Raw genomic sequence first — 430 nt, 5'->3', positions numbered from 1 at the left:
CTTTATTAATTTAGCTGCAGGCGGACAATTGACGCAAGTCTCTTATGAAACACCGAGTAAATTGAAATCTATTGTTGGTCCATTTGCTTATTACATCAAAGGTTTCGAAATGTTACCTCAAATGAAAGCTGTAGATTTAAGAATTGAATATGATGGTAATGTTTTCCAAGGAGAAGCATTATTATTCTTTTTAGGTTTAACAAATTCAATGGCAGGATTTGAAAAATTAGTGCCGGACGCTAAGTTAGATGACGGCTATTTTACGTTAATTATAGTTGAAAAATCAAACCTTGCAGAACTTGGTCATATTATGACTTTAGCTTCAAGAGGAGAACATACTAAGCATCCTAAAGTTATTTATGAAAAAGCAAAGGCAATTAATATTTCATCATTCACAGACTTACAACTAAATGTAGATGGAGAATATGGT

The 430-nt window shown here is 32.3% G+C and carries 1 protein-coding gene; it reads left to right on the top strand.

Annotated features, from left to right (window positions below):
- A partial coding sequence (locus tag A7976_RS14810) for a YegS/Rv2252/BmrU family lipid kinase (protein ID WP_131801007.1) occupies positions 1-430 on the top strand: 430 nt, incomplete at both ends.

Source organism: Methylobacillus sp. MM3 (genome assembly GCF_001645185.1).
Lineage (GTDB): Bacteria > Pseudomonadota > Gammaproteobacteria > Burkholderiales > Methylophilaceae > MM2.
This window is presented reverse-complemented; position numbering and strand designations above follow the sequence as displayed.